2 protein-coding genes and 1 pseudogene are annotated in these 2,179 nt (G+C 65.3%); all 3 read left to right on the top strand.

Translation table 11 applies throughout. The features are described from left to right. Nucleotides 1-137 (top strand): annotated as a pseudogene (locus tag FCN22_RS23005) (IS30 family transposase); the annotation flags it as partial. An 18-nt stretch (nucleotides 138-155) separates the two neighbouring features. Then, nucleotides 156-485 (top strand): type II toxin-antitoxin system PemK/MazF family toxin, encoded by a 330-nt coding sequence (locus tag FCN22_RS21345; protein ID WP_274381664.1) that lies wholly within the window; start codon nucleotides 156-158, stop codon nucleotides 483-485. A 36-nt stretch (nucleotides 486-521) separates the two neighbouring features. Then, on the top strand, nucleotides 522-1,928 hold the full coding sequence (locus tag FCN22_RS21340; protein ID WP_338016671.1) for an IS256 family transposase: 1,407 nt from the start codon (nucleotides 522-524) through the stop codon (nucleotides 1,926-1,928). Nucleotides 1,929-2,179 lie beyond the last annotated feature (251 nt).

Below are 2,179 nucleotides of genomic sequence, written 5' to 3'. Positions count from 1 at the left end.
CGGGCTACCTGGACATGGTCGCCGCCGAGCTCAACGACCGGCCCCGCAAACGCCTCGGCTGGCGCACCCCCGCCGAAGCCCTCGACCAACTACTGTCGGAACAGTCAGATCCACACGGTGTTGCACCCACCGCTTGAATCCGCCCGGCGGTCCAGTTGGACAAGCGGCGACCCGCGTTGATCCTGACTCGTCGCTCCAAGCTCCACCTGCTGACCTGGGTCACCGTCGCCCCCATCACCACCACGATCCGCGGCATCACCAGCGAGGTCGCGGTCGGGCCCCGCAACGGGCTGGACCACGACAGTGTCATCAGCTGCGACAACATCACCACCGTTCGCAAGAGCTCGGTCGGCGACACCATCGGCCTGCTCCTCGACGATCAGGAACCAGCACTGGCTCGAGCCATCAGCGATGCCGGGCCTGTCGCAAACTTGGTGTTTCTGCACTCCACGACACGCCACGGATGGTGGCGGGATTTGGAGTGATGAGGTATGACCATGCCGAATATGGATGCAGCAACGATGGACACCACGAACGAGACGAGTCGCGGGTCGGCCAAGCCGGGACGTGTACCCCGGGACCGCCGTGCGTCCAAGCGTGCGGCTCGCTTGGACGAGGCGGCTACGATCGCCGATCTGGTGCGGCAGGCCCGCGAGGACGGGGATGAGCTGACCGGCCCTGGCGGGCTGCTCAAGCGGGTGACGAAGATGGTGCTCGAGACGGCCTTGGAAGAGGAGATGACCGAGCACCTGGGCCGGGCGAGGAACCAGGTGCCCAAGAGCCAGTCTGAGGCCGTGGACGCCGCTGAGGGGCCCGCGGGCGCCGACGGCGATCATGAGGGCCCCGATGCGGTCAGCGCGCCGCGCAACGTGCGCAACGGGACGCGGACCAAGACGATCCTGACCGACAACGTCGGCAAGGTGCAGGTCGAGGTTCCTCGGGATCGGGCCGGTACGTTCGAGCCGGTCATCGTCCCCAAGCATCAGCGCAAGCTGGGCAGTGTCGAGGAAATCGTGCTGTCGTTGACCGCCAAGGGCCTGACCAGCGGGGAGATCGCCGCGCACCTGGCCGAGATCTACGGGGCCTCGGTGTCCAAGGACACGATCTGCAGGATCACCGACCAGATCGTCGAGGAGATGAACGCGTGGTTGGACCGCCCGCTGGATGCGGTCTACGCGGCCATCTTCATCGACGCGATCGTGGTCAAGGTCCGTGACGGGCAAGTCGCGAACCGGCCGTTCTACGCGGCGATCGGCGTCACGGTCGAAGGGCACAAGGAGATCCTCGGTCTGTGGCCCGGCACGCCGGGTGAGGGCGAGGGCGCGAAGTACTGGACGGCGGTGCTGACCAAGCTGCGCAACCGCGGCGTCACGGACACGATGTTCGTGGTGTGTGACGGGCTAAAGGGACTGCCCGACAGCGTGAGCACGGTCTGGCCCGACGCGCTGGTGCAAACATGCGTGATTCACTTGCTGCGCAACACTTTTCGCTACGCCTCGAAGAAGTACTGGGACAAGATCGCCAAGGACCTCAAGCTGGTCTACACGGCCTCGTCGGCCGAGGCCGCCAGGGCCCAGTTCGACGAGCAGTTCGTGCCCGAGTGGGGCAGCAAGTACCCCGCGATCATCAAGCTGTGGAACGACGCGTGGGAAGAGTTCATCCCGTTCCTCGACTACCACGTCGAAATACGTCGCGTGTTGTTCTCCACCAACGCGATCGAGTCACTCAACGCCAGGTATCGGCGGGCGGTGAAGGCGCGCGGGCACTTCCCCAACGAGCACGCCGCGCTCAAGTGCCTCTACCTGGCCACACGCAGCCTTGACCCGACCGGCAAGGGAGGGAGACGCTGGATCACCCGCTGGAAGCCGGCCCTGAACGTCTTCGCAACCGTCTTCGAAGGCCGCTGGCCCTCCGCCGAGAAGTACTGAAAACGAAGTGCAGAAACACCGAATTTCTGACACTCCCGCGATGCCTTCGACCTGGCGCTGATATGAGCGACCCGGCACAGCTTGGCCTCAAGGGGTGACTGCAACACCTGGCGTTGAGAGGTGTGCAGATGAGTGCTCGTCGGGGTAGTCCGCGGTTGCCGGTTGAGGTGGAGTATCGGTTCTGGGCTCAGGTCCGCGATTGCCTGACGGTTGAGCAGGCCGCGGTGGTGGTGGGCGTGTCGGCGACCAAG

The organism is Segeticoccus rhizosphaerae (assembly GCF_005222685.1).
GTDB classification, from domain to species: Bacteria; Actinomycetota; Actinomycetes; order Actinomycetales; family Dermatophilaceae; genus Segeticoccus; species Segeticoccus rhizosphaerae.
The sequence above is the reverse complement of the archived record's forward strand: the minus strand, read 5'-3'. Positions and strand labels throughout refer to the sequence as shown.

What these genes read in the sequence shown, in the direction of transcription:
- FCN22_RS21340 (WP_338016671.1), top strand. Translation starts at nt 522, where the DNA reads ATGGACACCACGAACGAGACGAGTCGCGGGTCGGCCAAGCCGGGACGT.